This window comes from Actinomadura sp. KC06, assembly GCF_004348735.1.
Lineage (GTDB): Bacteria > Actinomycetota > Actinomycetes > Streptosporangiales > Streptosporangiaceae > Spirillospora.
In genome coordinates this window covers 61,764-80,380 of record NZ_SMKT01000015.1, presented here as the reverse complement: position 1 = coordinate 80,380, position 18,617 = coordinate 61,764, and the positions used below count along the sequence as shown (strand labels likewise).

The 18,617-nt window shown below is 73.0% G+C and carries 17 protein-coding genes and 1 pseudogene; 6 read left to right on the top strand and 12 right to left on the bottom strand.

All coding sequences use genetic code 11. The features are described from left to right. Window positions 1–40 precede the first annotated feature (40 nt). The 3 genes from E1287_RS07995 to E1287_RS07985 all read left to right on the top strand — a co-directional run bounded on the left by E1287_RS07995 (window position 41) and on the right by E1287_RS07985 (window position 3,376). Entirely contained in the window at window positions 41–1,099 is a 1,059-nt protein-coding gene (locus tag E1287_RS07995; protein ID WP_131964192.1) for an ABC transporter substrate-binding protein, read from the top strand. 110 nt (window positions 1,100–1,209) lie between these two features. Then, window positions 1,210–2,352: a Gfo/Idh/MocA family oxidoreductase gene (locus tag E1287_RS07990; protein WP_131964191.1), complete on the top strand. Its 1,143-nt coding sequence runs from the start codon at window positions 1,210–1,212 to the stop codon at window positions 2,350–2,352. A gap of 1 nt (window position 2,353) precedes the next feature. Beyond that, entirely contained in the window at window positions 2,354–3,376 is a 1,023-nt protein-coding gene (locus tag E1287_RS07985) for a sugar phosphate isomerase/epimerase family protein (RefSeq protein WP_131964190.1), read from the top strand. Between the two features lie 54 nt (window positions 3,377–3,430). On the opposite strand, the gene E1287_RS07980 is transcribed toward E1287_RS07985, so the two are convergent. The 3 genes and pseudogenes from E1287_RS07980 to E1287_RS07970 all read right to left on the bottom strand — a co-directional run bounded on the left by E1287_RS07980 (window position 3,431) and on the right by E1287_RS07970 (window position 5,457). Then, window positions 3,431–4,138: a cupin domain-containing protein gene (locus tag E1287_RS07980; protein WP_347813956.1), complete on the bottom strand. Its 708-nt coding sequence runs from the start codon at window positions 4,136–4,138 to the stop codon at window positions 3,431–3,433. Between the two features lie 70 nt (window positions 4,139–4,208). Then, window positions 4,209–4,789, bottom strand: a pseudogene (locus E1287_RS07975) (NADP-dependent oxidoreductase); the annotation flags it as partial. An 83-nt stretch (window positions 4,790–4,872) separates the two neighbouring features. Continuing rightward, window positions 4,873–5,457, bottom strand: coding sequence for a Uma2 family endonuclease (locus tag E1287_RS07970; protein WP_131964189.1), 585 nt, complete (start codon window positions 5,455–5,457; stop codon window positions 4,873–4,875). A 162-nt stretch (window positions 5,458–5,619) separates the two neighbouring features. Between E1287_RS07970 and E1287_RS07965 the strand changes: the two genes are divergently transcribed. Then, entirely contained in the window at window positions 5,620–6,186 is a 567-nt protein-coding gene (locus tag E1287_RS07965) for a DUF1707 domain-containing protein (RefSeq protein WP_131964188.1), read from the top strand. A 111-nt stretch (window positions 6,187–6,297) separates the two neighbouring features. Then, window positions 6,298–8,799, top strand: coding sequence for a hypothetical protein (locus tag E1287_RS43585; RefSeq protein ID WP_165968921.1), 2,502 nt, complete (start codon window positions 6,298–6,300; stop codon window positions 8,797–8,799). Between the two features lie 250 nt (window positions 8,800–9,049). On the opposite strand, the gene E1287_RS07955 is transcribed toward E1287_RS43585, so the two are convergent. The 3 genes from E1287_RS07955 to E1287_RS07945 form a co-directional block, all read right to left on the bottom strand. Further along, entirely contained in the window at window positions 9,050–9,235 is a 186-nt protein-coding gene (locus E1287_RS07955) for a hypothetical protein (RefSeq protein ID WP_131964187.1), read from the bottom strand. Window positions 9,236–9,347: 112 nt separating this feature from the next. Then, the gene (locus E1287_RS07950) at window positions 9,348–10,433 is read right to left on the bottom strand and encodes an alcohol dehydrogenase catalytic domain-containing protein (RefSeq protein WP_131964186.1); all 1,086 of its coding nucleotides are present in this window, start codon (window positions 10,431–10,433) and stop codon (window positions 9,348–9,350) included. A gap of 64 nt (window positions 10,434–10,497) precedes the next feature. Continuing rightward, window positions 10,498–10,689 (bottom strand): ferredoxin, encoded by a 192-nt coding sequence (locus E1287_RS07945; protein ID WP_131964185.1) that lies wholly within the window; start codon window positions 10,687–10,689, stop codon window positions 10,498–10,500. Between the two features lie 125 nt (window positions 10,690–10,814). Between E1287_RS07945 and E1287_RS07940 the strand changes: the two genes are divergently transcribed. Then, window positions 10,815–11,525 (top strand): class I SAM-dependent methyltransferase, encoded by a 711-nt coding sequence (locus E1287_RS07940; protein ID WP_131964184.1) that lies wholly within the window; start codon window positions 10,815–10,817, stop codon window positions 11,523–11,525. On the opposite strand, the gene E1287_RS07935 is transcribed toward E1287_RS07940, so the two are convergent. The 6 genes from E1287_RS07935 to E1287_RS07905 all read right to left on the bottom strand — a co-directional run bounded on the left by E1287_RS07935 (window position 11,506) and on the right by E1287_RS07905 (window position 18,540). Next, on the bottom strand, window positions 11,506–12,618 hold the full coding sequence (locus tag E1287_RS07935) for a prenyltransferase (protein WP_131964183.1): 1,113 nt from the start codon (window positions 12,616–12,618) through the stop codon (window positions 11,506–11,508). The two genes, E1287_RS07940 and E1287_RS07935, sit on opposite strands and share 20 nt — an antisense overlap. Then, window positions 12,608–13,366 carry a class I SAM-dependent methyltransferase gene (locus E1287_RS07930; protein WP_207934080.1) on the bottom strand — a complete coding sequence of 253 codons (759 nt, stop codon included), beginning with the start codon at window positions 13,364–13,366 and terminating at the stop codon, window positions 12,608–12,610. The genes E1287_RS07935 and E1287_RS07930 overlap by 11 nt, the downstream gene beginning before the upstream one ends. A 58-nt stretch (window positions 13,367–13,424) precedes the next feature. Then, window positions 13,425–14,705: a glycosyltransferase family 4 protein gene (locus E1287_RS07925; protein WP_131964181.1), complete on the bottom strand. Its 1,281-nt coding sequence runs from the start codon at window positions 14,703–14,705 to the stop codon at window positions 13,425–13,427. 228 nt (window positions 14,706–14,933) lie between these two features. After that, complete coding sequence (locus E1287_RS07915; RefSeq protein WP_131964180.1) at window positions 14,934–16,190, bottom strand: cytochrome P450; 1,257 nt, start codon at window positions 16,188–16,190, stop codon at window positions 14,934–14,936. Window positions 16,191–16,359: 169 nt separating this feature from the next. Next, entirely contained in the window at window positions 16,360–17,349 is a 990-nt protein-coding gene (locus tag E1287_RS07910; RefSeq protein WP_131964179.1) for an MBL fold metallo-hydrolase, read from the bottom strand. A gap of 30 nt (window positions 17,350–17,379) precedes the next feature. Then, entirely contained in the window at window positions 17,380–18,540 is a 1,161-nt protein-coding gene (locus E1287_RS07905) for a steroid 3-ketoacyl-CoA thiolase (RefSeq protein WP_131964178.1), read from the bottom strand. Window positions 18,541–18,617 lie beyond the last annotated feature (77 nt).

Here is an 18,617-nt window from a genome sequence, read left to right as displayed (position 1 = left end):
GTCCACCCCCCGAAGCCCACCCCATGACCAGGAGCACGTCATGAGCGACCACACATCCCGTCCGTCCCGCAGAGGGGTGCTTTTCGGCGGCGCCGTCGTGGCGGCCGGCACCCTCGCCGCGGCCTGCACCAGCAACAGCGAGGACGATCCGGCGCCCGCCGCGCAGGCCGGGACGCTCGGCGGCGACAACGACAAGCCCGGCAAGCAGGTGACGCTCGGGTTCTCCGCGCCCGCCGCCGACCACGGCTGGATCGCGGCGATCGCCAAGAACGCCGAGGCGCAGGCCAAGAAGTACCCGGACGTCACGTTCAAGCCGGTGGAGCCGACCAACGACATCAACCAGCAGATCTCGGCCGTCGAGTCGCTGATCCGCGCGAAGGTCGGCGCGCTGGTGATCCTGCCGAACGACGGCGAGCAGCTCAACCAGGTCGCGCGCAAGGCGATGGACGCCGGCATCCCGGTCGTCAACCTCGACCGCGTCTTCCCCGACAAGCTGTCGTACCGGACGTGGATCGGCGGCGACAACTACGGCATGGGCGTCTCCGCGGGCCACTACGTCGGCAAGAAGCTGAAGGACAAGGGCGTCTCGGACCCGGTGATCGTGGAGATCCAGGGCATCGCGACGCTGCCGCTGACGCAGGACCGCAGCAAGGGCTTCGCCGACGCGCTGAAGTCGTACGGCTTCTCCGTCACCGCGAAGCAGGACGCGAAGTTCACCGTCGAGTCCGGCAACCAGGTCGCCTCCAACCTGCTGCGCGCGCACAAGAAGATCGACGCGCTGTGGAACCACGACGACGACCAGGGCGTCGGCGTGCTCGCCGCGATCAAGCAGTCGGGCCGCAAGGAGTTCTTCATGGTCGGCGGCGCGGGCTCGGCCAACGCGATGCGGGAGATCAAGGCGGGCGGGGTGCTGGAGGCGACCGTCACCTACTCGCCGACGATGGCCGGGTCCGCGATCAAGCTGGGCCGGTTGATCGCGCAGGGCAAGGGCATGGCCGACCTGGTCGAGCAGCAGGCGCCGCAGTCGGTCACGCTCGCGTCCGAGACGATCACGAAGGACAACGTGGACCGTTACATGCCGCTCGGCTTCGAGTCCTGAGCCGCGGGGGCGCCGGCGCGTCCGCCAGGTGGGGGGCGGGCGCGCCGGCCCGGGAAACTCTGCGCCGGTCGGGAAGCGCTGTGCCGGTCGGAAACACTAGGGGAGCAGATATGACGACGACCGTCGGGGTCGGGATGGTCGGGCACGCGTTCATGGGACGCGCCCACTCGCAGGCGTGGCGCAGCGTCGGGCCGTTCTTCGGGCCCCCGCTGACGCCCGTCATGACCGCCCTGGCCGGACGCTCCGCCGAGCGCGCCGGCGCGGCCGCCGCGGCGCTCGGCTGGGCGTCGGTGGAGACCGACTGGAAGGAGCTGCTCCGCCGCGACGACGTCCAGATCGTGGACATCTGCACGCCCGGCGACACCCACGCCGAGATCGCCGTCGCCGCGCTCGACGCGGGCAAGCACGTGCTGTGCGAGAAGCCGCTCGGCAACACGGTCGCGGAGGCGGAGGCGATGGCCGCGGCGGCGGAGCGGGCGCGGGCGCGCGGCGTCCGGTCGATGATCGGGTTCAACTACCGGCGCGTCCCGGCGGTCACGCTCGCCCGCAGGCTGGTGGACGAGGGCCGCATCGGGACCGTCCGGCACATCCGCGCGCAGTACCTCCAGGACTGGCTCGCCGACCCGCAGGCGCCGTTCACCTGGCGGCTGGACCGCGACCGGGCCGGGTCGGGCGCGCTCGGCGACATCGCCTCGCACATCGTCGACACCGCGCAATTCATCACCGGGCAGTCGCTCGTCGGGGTGTCGGCGCTGCTGGACACGTTCGTCCCGGAACGCCCGCTGCCGGGCGGCGGCACGGCGCGCGTCACCGTGGACGACGCCGCGCTGTTCATCGGCCGCACCGGCGGCGGCGCGCTCGCGACGTTCGAGGCCACCCGGTTCGCCACCGGACGCAAGAACGCGCTGCGCATCGAGGTCAGCGGCTCGTCCGGCGCGCTGGCGTTCGACCTGGAGTCGCTGAACGAGCTGTGGTTCTACGACGCGGCCGGCGACCCGGCGACCGCCGGATTCCGGCGGATCGTCGTGACCGAGCCCGCCCACCCGTACGCCGGACGGTGGTGGCCGCCCGGTCACGTCCTGGGGTACGAGCACACGTTCACCCACCAGATCGCCGACCTGCTCACCGCCATAGCGGACGGCGCCGACCCGAGCCCCTCGTTCGCCGACGGCCTCCAGGTGCAGCGCGTCCTCGCCGCCGTCGCCGACAGCGCCGCCTCGCGTCAGTGGGTCGACATCGAAGGGAGTCAGTGAAGTGGCACGACCGATCACGCTGTTCACCGGCCAGTGGGCGGACCTGCCGTTCGAGGACGTCTGCCGGCTCGCGTCCGGCTGGGGCTACGAGGGCCTGGAGATCGCCTGCTGGGGCGACCACTTCGAGGTCGACAAGGCGCTCGCCGACGACGCCTACATCCCGCGCCGGCTGGAGATCCTCGCCAAGCACGACCTCAAGGTGTGGGCGATCTCCAACCATCTCGTCGGGCAGGCCGTCTGCGACATCCCGGACGAGCGCCACCAGGCGATCCTGCCGCCGCGCATCTGGGGCGACGGCGAGGCCGAGGGCGTCCGGCGGCGCGCCGCCGCCGAGATGAAGGACACGGCCCTCGCCGCCGCCGCGCTGGGCGTCGACACCGTCGTCGGGTTCACCGGCTCCTCGATCTGGCACACGGTCGCGATGTTCCCGCCCGTCCCCGCCGCGATGGTCGAGCGCGGCTACGCCGACTTCGCCGACCGCTGGAACCCGATCCTGGACGTGTTCGACCAGGCCGGCGTCCGGTTCGCGCACGAGGTCCACCCGAGCGAGATCGCCTACGACTACTGGACGACCGTCCGGACGCTGGACGCGATCGGGCACCGTCCCGCGTTCGGACTGAACTTCGACCCGTCCCACTTCGTCTGGCAGGACCTCGACCCGGTCGGCTTCCTGTTCGACTTCCGCGACCGGATCTACCACGTCGACTGCAAGGACACGAAGGTCCGCACGGGCGACGGCCGCCGCGGGCGGCTGTCGTCCCACCTGCCGTGGGCGGACCTGCGGCGCGGCTGGGACTTCATCTCCACCGGCCGCGGCGACGTCCCCTGGGAGGACGTGTTCCGCGCCCTCGACTCCATCGGCTACGGCGGCCCGATCTCGATCGAGTGGGAGGACGCCGGGATGGACCGGCTGCAGGGCGCCCCCGAGGCCCTGGAGTTCGTCCGGGCGCTCAACGCGATGGAGCCGCCGACGGCCGCGTTCGACGCCGCGTTCTCCTCCGACGCGCCCGCGTCCTCCGATTGACCTGCGGCGTGCCGCTCCCGTGAGGCCACGCACGGGGGCGGCACGCCGCCTCCCTCATCCGGGCTGATGATCGAACCTCATGTCGGCGAAGTCGAAGCCCGGCGAGACCACGCAGCTCACCAGCACCTCCTCCGGCCCGGCCGGGCGCGCCGCCTGCCAGACGCCGGGCGGGACGACGGCCTGCGGCACCTGCCCGTCCGCCACGTCCGGGCCCAGCGTGACCCGCTCCGGCGCCCCGGACGGACGCTCCCCGCCGCCGCCGAGGAGCAGCGACAGCGGGCCGCCGCGATGCCACAGCCACATCTCGGCGGACCGGACCGCATGCCAGACCGACTCCTCGCCCGGCGGCAGCAGGAAGTAGATGCCGGTGGCGGAGGACCGCTCGCCCGGGTAGCCGTCCGGCGTGAAGGACGCGTCCGACCGCCACGTCTCCCGGTACCAGCCGCCCTCCGGATGCGGCAGCAGGTCGAGCGCGTCGGCGGTCGCGGGGCGGTCGAGGAGCGCCGCGTGCCGCCCGTCCGGGCCGCGCCGCGCGTACCGGACGCGGGACGCCGCCGTCCGGTCGATCACCCCGCGCTGCGGCGCGGCGCCCGGCTCCGGGTCGAGCGCGACCGCGACGACCTGCCCGTCCGCGAACACGTCGTCGGCGACGGCCAGCGCCCCGACCTCGTCGTCCGGCGCCCACACCGCCCCCGCCTCGGACAGCACGAACCGGGGACCGGGCTGGGCCCGCCAGCCGTCAAGCGTCGTCAGCAGCAGCACATGATCAAGCCTAGGCGGTCGTCGAGCGGAGCTCGTCCGTTGAATGGTGGTGGGTGGGGACTGGAGGCTCGCGGTAGTCGATGACCTCGTCAATTCCGAGCCCGCGTAGGAACTCGTGCTTGGCGGCGCTCGCCGTCCCGATCACATGGGCGCCCATGTGCTTGGCGATCTGCACGGCCAGGTGCCCGACGCCGCCCGCCGCCGCGTGGATCAGCACCCGCTGCCCGTGCTTCACCTGCGCGGTGTCGACCAGCGCCTGCCACGCGGTCAGCCCGGCCAGCGGCAGCGCGGCGGCCTGGACGTGGTCGATCTCGGGCGGCTTGAACACGAACGTCCGCGCCGGGGCGACGACGTACTCGGCGTGCGACCCCGCCCCGGACGGATAGCGCAGCATGCCGAACACCTCGTCGCCCGGCTTGTGGATGGTCACGCCGAGCCCGACCTTCTCCACCACGCCGGACACGTCCCAGCCCAGGACGAACGGCGGCTGCCCGGGAACCCGCCGCCCGCCCGGTGCTTCCAGTCGGTCGGGTTCACGCCCGCCGCCCGCACCCGGACGAGGACCTCGGTCGGTCCCGGCCCGGGCCGTTCGACCTCGACCACCTTGAGCACCTCGGGACCGCCGGCGACGTCCTGCCGGACCGCCCGCATGACTTCCGCCATCGCGCCTTCTCCTTGATCGTTTACGCGGGGCCAGTCTTCCCCATCCGGTCCGCGGGCCGTTCGGCGGTCGGTCAGTCCATCTCGGAGAGGCGGGCGGGATCGAAGGCCATCGGGTAGGGGCGCTCCAGGGTGATCGTCTCGCCGGAGCGGGCCTTGCCCGCCAGCTCGTACCGGCCGTCCACGAGCTCCAGGAAGGTGATGGCGGGACGGGGCTCCAGGTCGACCAGCCAGTAGTGGGGGATGCCGGTCGCGGCGTACTCGTCCACCTTGCGGACGCGGTCGATCTGCTCGTTCACGGTGCGGGGCGTGACGACCTCGGCGACCAGGAGCAGGTCGGGACCGTAGTAGGTGCGGGTCTGGCGCTCCAGGGCGGCGCGGGCGGTGTCGCGTGTGACGGCGAAGACGTCCGGTTTTCGGACGCCGGACGGGGTGGTCACGTCCTGCGGGGCCCCGGCGACGTGGACGTCGGCGTCCGCCTGGCGGGCCGCCTCCTTGAGGATCGCCTTCAGCCGGTCGGCGGCGTGGTCGTGCCACAGGTCGCCGGGCAGCTCGCTCAGCCACCCGTCGGCGAGCTCGTAGCGGCGGCCGTCTTCGGGGAGCGCGTCCAGGTCGTACAGCGTGTACGGACCGTGCGTGCGGCCGAGCGTCCCGCCCATCGATCGTCCCCCCTTGGTGCTGGCCGCTTCCGAATCTAGCGGACGGACGTCCGGCGGCACCGCAGGCAAGATCGCGCGTCGGGACGCGGTCGATGTCTCGAAAACCGAGGGGCGAGGGGTTAAGATACATCTCGACTTGGCCTCGCAGAGGGGAGAGATGCGATGAGCGTCGAGCGGCATTCCCAGGCCGTCCGGGCCTCGGACCGCGACCGCGACGAGGTGCTCGTCCGGCTGCACACGGCCTTCGCGGAGGGACGGCTGAGCGAGGCGGAGCTCGACGAGCGCATCGACGTCACGCTCGCGGCGCGCACGCACGGGCAGCTCCGCGCCGTGGCCGCCGACCTGCCGGCGACCGGAGCGCCGCGGGTCGCTCCGGAGGGCTCCGACCGGGCGCCGGCCGGACGCTTCCAGCTCGCCTACAAGGGCTCGGTCAAGCGGGCCGGGCGCTGGCGGCTGCCGGAGCGGTTCACGGTCGCCGTGTACAAGGGGACCGGGCTGCTCGACCTGCGCGCCGCCGAACTGGACGGGCAGGTCACGACGCTGCGCGTGCTCGCGTACAAGTCCACGGTCGAGATCATCGTGCCGCCGGGCATCCGTGTGGAGACCGACGGCGTGGGCGTCTCCGCCGAGGTCCACGGCGTTCCGCCCGCCGACGCGCCGGTCGTCCATATCCGGGGTTATGCCTACAAGGGGGCGATCGAGGCAAAAGATCGTATACGCCGGGCGTGAAGTGATAGAACGCTCCCGCGGCCCCATCGGCCGCCGTTCACGCGGATGTCCGTACATGGACGGGCGTGGCGCGATTTGATGGTGGTCCGACAGGACCGTGAAGGAGCGCGTGTGACGGCGAGGACCCCGGAGCAGGACGAGGCCCGGCGGACGGCCGAGGAGGAGCCCGCCGGCTCCCGCCAGGCCCGGCGGCGGCTGACGTTCGGCGTCGCCGGCGACCTCGCGGACATGCCCGCGACGCTCTCGCCCTGGCAGCGCGCGTACGAGGCATGGCGCGCCGCCGGCCTGCGCTGGGGCCACGGAGCCCCGCCCCGGGAGCGCACCGAGCCGCCCGCCGATTCGCCCACTGGCCCGCCAGCGGTCGCGAAACCCGCACCCCGCCCGACCGCGCCCCGCAAGCCCGCCGCTCCGAAGCCCGCGGCGCGAAAGCCTCCCGCCCGCAAGGCTGCGAGCGGGACGCTGCCCGATCCTCATGACGTGCTCGTGGCGGGACCTCCGAGGCCGGCCGCCGAGCCCGCGCTGTGGTCGCGGCTGGCGGTCGCGGTGGGGCTCGCCGCGGTCGCCGGTGGTGTGATCATCGGCGCGTCCCGGGGCGAGGAGCCGGTGCGACCGGCGGGCGTCCCAGGGCCGGTGGCGGCGGACGCGCTGTTCGCCCCCGACCCGGCCGCCGCGACCGACGGGCTCGTCCAGGAACTCACCGCCGTCTCCTCCGCAGGCGGGACGGTCGTCGCCGCGGGCACCGAGGGCGACGGCGTCCCCGGACGGGAGCGCGCCCAGTTCCTCGTCTCCTCCGACGGCGGGCGTACCTGGTCCGTCGCCGACGTGGGCGCAGCGGACGGCTCGGCGCTCCCGCGCGGCGACAGCCCGCGCCACGTCACCGGATCGCCCGGAGGCTGGCTGGCGCTCGGCCGGACGTCCGGCGGCGCCCCGGTGGCGTGGACGAGCGCCACCGCGAAGACCTGGACGCGGCTTCCGCTCGGCCCGCCGTTCACCCCGTCCGACACGGTGAACGCTCTGACCCGCACCGGCGCCGGCTTCGTCGCGGTGGGCACGTCCGCCGGCCGCGCCGCCGTCTGGACGTCGGCCGACCGCCGGACGTGGCGGCGCACCGCGGGCCCCAAGGGGGTCACGAGCCTCGACCGCGTGGCGTCGCTCGGAAACGTCACGGTCGTGCACGGGACGTATGCCAGGAAGGTCACCGCGAGGAAGGGTGGGAAGAAGGTCGCCCGCACCGTTCGCGGCGACGGCCTCTGGCGGTCCGCGGACGGCGGGCGCACCTGGACGGTCGCACCCGTCCCGCAGGCCCAGGGCTCGTACGGTCCGACGAAGGGCCTGACGGCCGGGCCGGGCTGGTTCGCGACCGTCCGCGAGGGACGGCAGACGACCGGCCGGAAGAAGAGCCGCAGGACGCAGCGCTTCGGTGTCCTGTTCACCTCGGTGGACGGCCAGAGATGGCAGGCCGCGAGCCGGTTCGGCGGTCATGGCATCGAGCGGTTCGGCGGGAGCGGCGGGCTGGCCGTCCTGGTGCAGGGCGCGAAGGGCGCGCGCAACGTCCTGCAGAGCGATGACGGCCGCACCTGGCGGCCGGGCGGGACCGTCCCGGCCGCGGTGGAGAGCAGCGCCCTGACGCTCGCCGACCGCACGCTCGTGATCTCGGGACGGCAAGGCAACGACGCCTACCTGTCCGGCGTGGATCTGCGGAGCGTGCCGGGCGCCGTCCGTCCGGAGCGGTCGATCAGGTCGCTCGCCGTGAGCCCCGGGCAGCGTTCCGTCGCGGTGGGCAGCACCAATGGCGGCGCGGCGATCTGGAGCGCACCCGACGGGCACGCCTGGACGCGGGCCCAGTTTCCCGGCACCGGCGGATGGCTCTCGGACGTCGCTCACGGAAGCAAGGGCTGGCTGGCCGTTGGACGCAGCTCCGGCGCGGCACCCGGCCCCCTCGCGCTGACCTCGCAGGACGGGCTGGCCTGGCGGAAGTCGGCGTTCCCCGGCGGCCCGCCGCCCGTGGCGGTCACATCCGGCCCGTCCGGCTACGTCGCGGTCGGGACGGGCGCGGCCTGGCGCTCGGCCGATCTCCGGGGGTGGCGGCGCACCGTCCTGGACGGCTCCGCCGCCGACATCGCGGCGGCGGGCGGCAAATACGTCGCGGTCGGACACCGGGACAAGGCGCCCGCCGTGTGGACGTCCCCGGACGGCGTGCGATGGACGGCCGCGAAACTCCCGTCCGGCCTCGCCACCGGCCCGCTCACCGAGATCGCCGCCAAGGGCAGGACCCTGGTCGCGATCGGCGCCAACGCCGCGCCGCTGGTCTCCGTGGACGGCGGATCGACCTGGGCTCCGCAGGGCCTCGGCGCGGACGTCACCGCGACCGCCGCCACGGCCACGGCGAACGGGTTCGTCGTGGCGGCGAGCACCTCGAAGGGGGACGGCGCCGTCCTCACGTCGGCGGACGGCGTCTCATGGAGCCGTCTCCAGGTCCCCGGACTGTCGGGGCCCGGCGATCAACGGCTCACCGCGCTGGCTTCCACGGGCTCCGCCGTCCTGGCCATCGGCGCCACGGCGGGAGCGCGCTCGGAGAGCCCGCTGCTCTGGCACGCGCCCGTCCCGAAGTAGGCGGGGACGGAGTACGTGCCGGCGTGCTCAGCCGTTGCAGCCGCAGGAGCACCCCTTCGGGCACGAGCAGCCGCCGCCATGTCCGCAACTACAGTCTTTTTTCGTCATGTGCGGAAAGTAACCTCTGCCCCACTTTGCGGTCTATGACCGTGGCGCGATGAGGGGCTGTCGCGATGGACACGGGCCGTCCCGTGGGCGGGGTGACGGACGGCCCGTGCCCAGCTCGCGGCTCTGCCTTCGGAGGCAGGCGCTAGGCGGTGATGTGCAGGTCCACGCCCAGCAGGATCAGGAACCAGAGGAACACGGCCAGCAGCGCGCTGCCGAGGCGGCGGATCAGGCTGGCGTCGATGTAGCCCCGGTCCCAGGCGATGAACAGGCCGATGATGATGTAGATGAGGCCGACCAGGCTGATGTGCGGCCGGTATCGGGTCGCCATGGTGGACGGTCTCCTCCCGTGGGGGTCAGGCGACGGGATCGGTGCCCCCGGCAAACGGCAGAAAACGCTCACCTCAGTCTGGGTCAGCACATAGGGCCGATTAAGGGCAGCCCTAAAACAGGACGACCTGGCGGATGACGTCGCCGTCCGTCAGGGCGCGGACGGCGTCGTTGATGTCCGCGAAGCCGATCCGGCGGGTGATGAGGCCCTCGATGTCGAGCCGCCCGGCCCGCCACAGGTCGACGAACAGCGGGATGTCGCGCTTGAGGTCGCAGCCGCCGTACAGCGACGCCTTGAGGCTCTTGCCCTCGAACAGCAGCCCGAACGCGGACCGGCTCCAGTCGTCGCCGTCGGCGCCCGCGCCGACCACGATGACGTCGCCGCCACGCCGGGCCGCGTCCCACGCCGTGGTGATCGCGGCGGACCTGCCGACGACCTCGAAGGCGTAGTCGAAGCCCGCGCCGCCCGTGAGCAGGCCCTTGGCCTCGTCCAGGCCGTCCGGCGTCGCGGTGTGGGTGGCGCCGAACCGCTCGGCGATCGGGTGCTTGGCCTCGTTCGGGTCGATCGCCAGGATCGTCGCCGCGCCCGCGATCCGCGCGCCCTGGACGACGGCGAGCCCGACGCCGCCCGCGCCGACCACCGCGACCGTCGAGCCGGGCGTCACCCGCGCCGTGTTGATCACCGCGCCGACGCCGGTCGGGATGCCGCAGCCGAGCAGCGCCGCGTACTCGAACGGGACGTCGTCCGCCACCTTGATCACGCCGCGGCGGGGGAGGACGACCTCCTCCGCCCACGTGCCGGCGCCCACCATGCCGAACGCCGGGGTACCGTCGCCGAGCACGAAGCGGGCCTCGGAGAACGACCGCGCGAGGTGCGTCATGCACAGGTACGGCTCGCCGCGCAGGCAGTCGGCGCACTCACCGCAGTCGGGCGTCCAGTTGACGACCACGTGGTCGCCGGGCCGGACGCCGGTCACGCGCTCGCCGACCTCCGCCACGACGCCCGCGCCCTCGTGCCCCACGACCGCCGGCTGGACGGACGGCAGCACCCCGCTCATCGTGGACAGGTCGGAGTGGCACACCCCGGTCGCCCTGATCTCGACCTTCACCTGGTCGGGCCCCGGCCCGACCGCCCGGACGTCGTCGCGCAGGTCGAGTTCCCTGTCGCCGACCGCATGCATTACCGCGGCGCGTGCCATGCTGCCTCCACGTGGGGGACGGGGGGTTTCAGGAAGGGCGGCGGGCGCGCGCCGGGTACCGGTTCTACTCGTCCAGCGTCAACGCGGCCTTCGGGCACGAGCGCACCGCGTGCCGGACGCGGTCCTGCTCCTGCGGCGGGACGTCCGGCGTCAGGATCTGCAGGACGTCCTCGTCATCGAGGTCGAAGACCTCGGGGGCAAGCCCGGCGCACACGGCGTTGGCCTCGCACACCAGCGGGTCGACTCGTACTCTCATCGCCTTCTCCGTTCCACCGTCCTCGCCCGCCATCACGAAAGTAGAACACGTTCCAGTCTGGATGGGCAAGGCTGCCGTCTCGTGGACAACGATGTCGTATATGGTGCCCGGACGGAGGGAGACCGATGACCGACACCCAGGCGTCCGCCGGGCCCGCGATGCCCGTGGAGCTGCTGCGCGCGGCGCGCCACGCCAAGGGCTTCATGCCGGACGACGAGGGCCTCGCCCTGTACGAGACCGCCCTGCGGTACGGGACGCGCCTGGCCGGCACCGGCCCGCTCCTCGAGGTCGGCACCTACTGCGGCAAATCCGCCGTCTACCTGGGCGCCGCCGCCAGGACGGCGGGGACGATCGTGGTCACCGTCGACCACCACCACGGGTCGGAGGAGAACCAGCGGGGCTGGGAGCACCACGACCCGTCCCTCGTCGACCCGCGCACGGGCCGGATGGACACGCTCCCCACGTTCCGCAAGACGATCGCCGCCGCCGGCCTCGAGGACGAGGTCGTCGCCGTCGTCGGCCAGTCCCGCACGGTCTCGTCCCTCTGGCGGACGCCGCTCGCCCTGCTGTTCATCGACGGCGGCCACGCGGAAGAGCACGCGCAGGCCGACTACGAGGGCTGGGCCCCGCACGTCGCCGTCGGCGGAGCCCTCGCCATCCACGACGTCTTCCCCGACCCCAGGGACGGTGGTCAGCCGCCGTACCACATCTACCTCCGGGCGCTGGCGAGCGGCGCGTTCGAGGAGCGCCGCGCGGCCGGCTCGCTCCGCGTCCTGGAGCGGGTCGACGACACCGACCCACTCACACCCGGCCCGGTCACACCCGGCCAACGGTGACCAGCGCGCAGCCGCACGCGATCGGGTCGGACGCCGCGCACGGCCCGAGCGGCCGTCCCGCGATCTCCTTGAAGAGCCGGGCGCCGGGCGAGGCGTCCGCCAGCGCGTCCGCCGCGAGGATCACCGCCGCCGCCGTGTAGGTCGAGCGGTCGCCGGGGAAGTGCCGCCGGTTCTCGAACTGCCAGCCCGTCCAGTACGAGCCGTCCTCGTGCCGCAGGTGCTGGATGGTGGTGAACAGCTCCAGCGCCCGGTCGCGGTCGCCCGCCGCGTCCAGCGCCATCACCAGCTCGCAGCTCTCCGCCGCCGTCACCCACGGCTGGTCGGACACGCAGCGGCAGCCGAGGCCCGGCACGACGAACGCGTCCCAGCGGTCCGCGAACCGCCGCGCCGCCGCCGCGCCGCGCACGGGGCCGCCGAGCACCGGGTAGTACCAGTCCATCGACCAGCGGCTCTTGTCGGCGAACGCCTCCGGATGCGCGCCCACCACGTGCCCGAGCTGGTCGGCGGCGAGCTCCCACTCCGGCTGCGGCTCGCCGAGGTGCTCGGCGAGCGCGACCGCGCAGCGCAGCGACTGGTAGATCGACGAGCAGCCGGTCAGCAGCGCGTGGTCGGACGGGCGGCCGCGCTCGTCCCGGATCCAGATGACCTCGCCGCGCCGGGTCTGCAGCCCGAGGGTGAAGTCGATCGCGCGCCGCACCGCCGGCCACATCCGCAGCGCGAACTCCTCGTCGCCGGTCATCAGCAGCTCGTGCCAGACGCCGACCGCGACGTAGGCGGCGTGGTTGGACTCGCCGCCCGGCTCGGTGACCTCGCCCAGCACCCACTTGGCGGGCCACGACCCGTCCGGGCGCTGGACGCCGCGCAGCCACTCGTACGCGCGGCGGGCCTCGTCGCCGAACCCGGCGACGCTCAGCGCCATCGCCGCCTCGACGTGGTTCCAGGCGTCCACGTGCCCGGGGACGCCCGCCGTCGGGGCGAACCAGGGGATCGCGCCGGACTCCTCCTGCTGCGCCGTGATGCTCCGCGCCGTCGCGACGACGTCGTCCGGCGAGAGGACACCCGGCAGCGCGGGCGGGCCGGTCTCAGCCCGCATCCGCCGTCTCCTCGGCCGTGGCCGCCCTGCGCGGGGCGGCGGGCTTGGCGAAGTAGACGACGACGCTCTTGCCGATCAGCGGGTTCAGCGCGCGCTCGGCGAGGCGGGTGGCGAGGGGCCGCTTCATGATGTCCCAGACGAGGACCCGGTGGTACGCCTTCGCGAGCGGGTTGGCGTCGTTGTCGACCCCGACCGCGCACTTGATCCACCAGTACGGGGCGTGCAGGCCGTGCGCGTGGTGGTGGCCGCCGACCCGGAACCCGGTCGACTTCAGCTTGGCCTCAAGCTCGGCGCGCGTGTAGATCCGCACGTGCCCGCCGGGCGCGGTGTGGTAGTCCTCCGACAGGGCCCAGCACACCCGCTCCGGCAGCCAGCTCGGTACCGTCACGGCGAGCTTGCCGCCCGGCTTGAGGACGCGCAGCAGCTCGCGCATGGCCCGCATGTCGTCCGGGATGTGCTCCAGCACCTCCGAGGCGATGATCGCGTCGAAGTGGTCGTCCGGGAAGGGCAGGTCGAGGGCGTCGCCCCGCACGGTCTCGGCCTTCGCGTCCTCGGGCGCCTCGCCCGCGACGCGCATCGCACCGAACATCTTCTCGACCTCGGCCAGCTCGCCCGCGTCCTGGTCGAAGGCCACGACGTGCGCACCCCTGCGGTACAGCTCGAAGGCGTGCCGTCCGGCGCCGCATCCCATGTCGAGGACGCGGTCTCCGGGGGTGACGCGGAACCGCTGGAAATCCACGGTCAGCAGGGTCGTGCTCCTTCCGTACGGGGGACGCGGGAATGCCTTCCCCAGGTGGCCCCGTGCCTCACTTGGCCTTGCGCGCGAGCCGCCGGTAGTGCTGCTGGGCGATGGCGGCCCGGTAGTGCTCGACCGTGGCCTTCGCCACCGCCGGCCAGGCGAACCGCTCCTGGACCCGCGCGAACCCGGCCGCGCCGGCGCGCTCGCGCTCGGCGGCGGAGTCGTGCAGCCGGCGCAGCGTCGCGGCCAGCTCCTCCACGTCCCCGGGCGCGACGAGCACGGCCGCGTCGCCGACGACCTCGGGCAGCGCCCCGGCGCGGCTCGCGACGAGCGGCGTCCCGGACGCCATGTGCTCCACCGCCGGCAGCGAGAACCCCTCGTACCGGGACGGCACCACGGCGATCTCCGCGGACGCCATCAGCTCGCCCAGCTCCTCGTCGCCGATCCCGTGGACGAACCGGACCCGCTCGCCGAGCGCCAGCTCCCGCACGAGCTTCTCGGTCGGGCCGTCCTTCTGCGGCCGGCTCACGACGATCACGTGCACGTCCCGCTCGGTGGCGAGCTTGGCGACCGCGCGCAGCAGCACGTCCACGCCCTTGATCGGCGCGTCCGCGCTGGCCATCGCGACGATCCGGCCGGGCACGCGCTCCCCGCGCGGGTGGAAGATCCGGGTGTCGACGCCGAGCGGCAGGATCTCGATGTCGCGCGGGTCGACCTTGAAGTCCTTGACGATGTCGACCTTGGACGACCCCGACACCGTCAGCACCGGGCCGATTCGCCGCGACACCTGCGACTGCATCGCGACGAACCCGTACCAGCGGCGCTTGCCGAGCTTCTGCTTGATCCCGCGCGCCGCCTCCAGCTCGATGCGGCGGTCGACGCTGATCGGATGGTGAATGCTCGTCACCAGCGGCAGCCCGAGCCGGGCGATGCCGAGGTTGCCGAGGCCGAGGACCTGGTTGTCGTGGACGACGTCGAAGTCGCCGCGCCGCCGCCGCAGCAGCCGCAGCGCCCGCAGGCTGAACGTCAGCGGCTCGGGGAAGCCGCCCGTCCGCATGTGCGCGAACTCCAGGACGTCCACCCAGTCGCGGAACTCGCGGAGCGCCGGGGTGCGGAACGGGTCGTCGTCGTTGTACAGGTCCAGGCTCGGGATCTTGGTGAGGACGATCTCCTCGCGGTCCAGCTCCGGATACGGCTGCCCGGACACGACCTCCACCGCGTGCCCGAGGTCGGCGAGCTCCCGGCTCAGATGGCGGAGGTAGACGCCCTGACCGCCGCAGTGCGGCTTGCTCCGGTACGAGAGCAGGGCCACGCGCAGCGGTCCGCCCGGCTCACCCGCCTCACCCACGCCAGCACCTGCTGCCCACGCACCTCTCCCGTCAGCCGAGGGGCGCCGGGCGCACGCGCACCGGCCGCTCCGTGATGCCGTTGATGAAACTAGACCTTAGCCTCCGTACGTTACCGCCGAGTTCAATATTGGGCATGGCGTCCAAAAGTGTTTCGAAAAGCACACTGACCCCGAGTCGGACGAGATGGTCGAGTTGGGTGAAGCGGGCGCCTTCGTGCCCAGGCGGGGTCACGACGGGGTGAAGCGCACCGGCAGCTCCTTGAGCCCGTTGACGAAGTTCGACCGCAGCCGGCGCGGCGGTCCGGCCGGGCGGATGTCGGGCGTCCGGTCCAGGATCGTCTCGAAGATGATCTTGAGGTTCATCCGGGCGAGATGGGTGCCCAGGCAGAAGTGCGGGCCGCCGCCGCCGAAGCCGAGGTGCGGGTTGGGGTCGCGGCCCACGTCGAACGCGAACGGGTCGTCGAACACCCGCTCGTCCCGGTTGGCGGACCCGTAGAACAGCACGACCTTGTCGCCCGCCTTGATCTCCTTGCCGCCCAGCTCGACGTCGCCGAGGGCCGTCCGGCGGAACTGGTTGATCGGGCTCACCCAGCGGACGATCTCCTCGACCGCCGACGGGAGCAGGCTCCGGTCGGCCCGCAGCCGCTCCCACTGCTCGGGACGCTCGAAGAACGCCTGCATGCCGCCCGCCGTCGCGGTCCGGGTCGTCTCGTTCCCGGCGATCGACAGCATGATCACGAAGAGCGCGAACTCCTCCTCGCTGATCCGGGAGCCGTCGGCGTCCGGGGTGAGCAGCTTGGTGACGATGTCGTCGCGCGGCGTCGACTCGCGGCTGCGCGCCAGCTCCGCGCCCCAGCCCGCGAACTCGGCGGCGCACATCGCCGACTCGTCCCGGTCGCCGATGAAGTCGGGGTCGTTGAACGCGACCAGCTTGTTGGACCAGTGGAAGATCTTCTGCCGGTCCTCCAGCGGGGCGCCGAGCAGCTCGCAGATCGTGTAGAGGGGCAGCGGCGCGGCGAAGTACTCCACGAAGTCGCACTCGCCGAGCGGCGCGGCCTCGTCGATCAGCCGGTGGCAGATCTCCCGGATATGGTCCTGGAGCTTCCCGATCATGCGCGGGGTGAAGCCCTTGTTCACCATGGCCCGCAGGCGCGTGTGGTCCGGCGGGTCCTGGAACAGCATCATCTGCCCGTAGAGGGCGATGTCCTCGTCGGTGAACTCCTCGAACATCGCCGTCCGCTCGTGGGACGAGTACGGGTCGGCGCGCCGGGAGACCTGCACGACGTCCTCGTGCCGGGTGATGGCCCAGAAGCCGGGCACTCCCTCGTTCGGGTCCTGGTGCCAGTGGACGGGGTCGTTGTCGCGCAGCCACGCGAACTGCCGGTGCGGGATGCCTCCGCGCTCGTACACGCCGGGGTCGATGATGTCGATTTCGGGAGCCCGGAACGTCCGCGCGGCGGAGGCGGTCGAGGTCGCGAGTGCCATGGGGGCTCCTTCGTGCCGGGGTGGGACCGGGCGCGCGCCGTGCCGAACTGAGCGCTTGCTCGGGTCCGTGGACCTAGAACACGTTCTAACATGAGACTCCAGTCTCATCAAGAGTCCAGTGTCCAGGAGTGACCCACGCCGCACGCGGCTTTCGCCGGAAACGGAGGGCTCAGCGCAGCACGTAGCGGATGGGGTCGTCCGTCCCGTCGCGGCGGGCGACGCCCCTGGTCTCCAGCGTGCGGATGTGCGCGGCGGCCTCGGCGGCGGCCATCCGGCGCGCGCCCTGGTGCATCTCGGCCCACGGGTGGCGCCAGGTGAGGCCCGCCGTGAGGTCCCACAGCGTGAGGGGAGCGGACGACAGCAGCGCCGTCACCTCCGCGAGGCGCTCCTCGTGATGGCGGATGATCTCCTGTGCGCGGCCGGACAGCCCGTCGAAGCGGTACTGGTGCGCGGGCAGGACCTCGCCCACGGTCATCGCGGAGACCTTGTCGAGCGAGCCGAGGAAGTCGCTGAGCGGGTCCACGTCCGGGGTGTCGTACGGGTAGAGGCCGATGTGCGGGGTGATGCGCGGCAGGACGTGGTCGCCGGTGAAGATGCGGTCGCCGTCCTCCAGGTGCAGGCAGATGTGGCCGGGGGAGTGGCCGGGCGTCCAGATGGCCCGCAGCCTGCGTCCCGGCAGGTCGACGAGGTCGCCGTCGGACAGTTCGCGGTCCGGGATCGCGGGCGGCGCGACCGGCGTCTGCCGGCTCGACCCGGTCAGGTCGGACTCGGCCGCCCCGGCGCGGCGCAGCGCGGTCAGCTCGAACGCGCGGCGGCCGCGCTGGCCGACGGTGTGGAACCTCCGGACGATCTCCGCGTCCGCGTGGTGCATGGCGATCCAGGCGTCCGACTCGTCGCGGACGCGCCCGGCGAGGCCGGAGTGGTCGGGGTGGAAGTGCGTCACGACCACGCCGTGCACGTCGCGGACGTCGATCCCGAACGTGCCGAGGCCGTCGCGGAGGGCCGTCCAGGCGTCCTCGTGCTGCCAGCCGGCGTCGATCAGGACGGGGCCCCGGGGGCTCTCCGCCGCGTACACCAGCGTGTAGGCCAGCGGGTTGTCCGGGATGGGGACTGGAACGCTCCACAGTCCTCCGCCGAGGTCTTCGGGTTCCGGCTGCAACGGGACCGCCTTTCGCGCCAGGGGGATCGCTCAGATCCGTTCGAGGATGGTGGCGGTCGACAGCGCGCCGCCCGCGCACATCGTGATCAGGGCCGTCCCGGCGCCGCGCCGCTCCAGCTCGTGCAGCGCCGTCGTGATCAGCCGGGAGCCGGTCGCGCCGACCGGATGGCCGAGCGCGATCGCGCCGCCGTTGACGTTGACCGTGTCAATGTCCGGTTCGTGGACCGACGCCCATGACAGCACGATCGACGCGAACGCTTCGTTGATCTCGGTGATGTCGATGTCGCCCATCGTCATCCCGGAACGCCGCAGGACGCGCTCGGTCGCCTGGACGGGGCCGTCCAGGTGGTAGTACGGCTCGGCGCCGACCAGGGCCTGCGTCCTGATCCGGGCGCGGGGGCGCAGGCCGAGCGCCTTCGCCTTCTCCTCCGACATCAGCAGGACGGCGGCGGCGCCGTCCGAGATCTGCGACGACGTGCCCGCCGTGTGCAGGGCGTCGGGGCCGAGGACGGGCTTGAGCTTCGCCAGCACGTCTGCGGTGGTCTCCCGGAGCCCCTCGTCGCGGGTGACCTCCCGGGTCTCGCCGGTGGGGTTGCCGTCGCCGTCCAGGACGGGCGCGGTGATGGGCGCGACCTCGCGGTCGAAGCGGCCGTCCGCCCACGCCTTCGCGGCGAGCTGCTGCGAGCGGGCGCCGAACGCGTCCAGGTCGGCGCGGGTGATGCCGCGGCGGGCGGCGATGCGCTCGGCCGCCTCGAACTGGTTCGGCATGTCGATCGACCAGTCGTCCGGACGCGGATCGGCGGGCATGACGTTGGAGCCGAGCGGTGCGCGGCTCATCACCTCGACGCCGCAGCCGATGGCGACGTCCACGACCCCGGCGGCGATCTGCGAGGCGGCGAGGTGGACGGCCTGCTGCGCCGAACCGCACTGCGCGTCGATCGTGGTGACCCCGGTCTGCCAGGGCAGGCCCGCGTACAGCCAGGAGTAGCGGCCGACGTGCCCGCCCTGCTCGCCCGCCTGCGTCACGCAGCCCGCGAAGACCTGTTCCACCTCGGCGGCGTCGATGCCCGAACGGTCGATCGCGGCGGTCAGCGCGTGCGCGAGGACGGCCATCGGTTTGCGGCCCGCCAGCCTGCCGTTGCGCTTCCCGAGTGGCGTGCGCACCGCCTCGACGATCACCGGGGTACCCATGCGGTCTCCTTATCGAACACGATTCAGGTATGACTGTAACGGGTTCTAGATTTCGGCCGTGTGTCCGGGTCCCGGCC